At 44.9% G+C, this 267-nt stretch carries 1 protein-coding gene; it reads right to left on the reverse strand.

Annotation, left to right across the window (positions count from 1 at the left end; genetic code table 11):
* A partial coding sequence (locus A3761_RS07905) for a beta-propeller domain-containing protein (RefSeq protein WP_197472961.1) occupies positions 1-267 on the reverse strand: 267 nt, incomplete at both ends.

The raw sequence follows: 267 nt of genomic DNA on the forward strand, positions 1-267 counted from the left end.
AAGTGTATCGCCGAAGGGGTGAAGGTAGTTTGAAAAGCCGGGCAGTTCTAATTCACCTGCGACGCGAGGAGAGTCGTGATTAGATAGGTCAAGTACATAAAATGGGTCGATTTGTCTAAAGGTCACGATATAAGCTTTGTCACCGTCAAATCGAACACTGTAGATTGACTCTCCTGGTTTTCCGATAGCTTCCGGAGCCGATTCATTAGGGATTGTTGCATTCAGGTTCAGCTCTGTATCATCAATATTGATGGTATGTAGCCGATG

Source organism: Oleiphilus sp. HI0123, assembly GCF_001635315.1.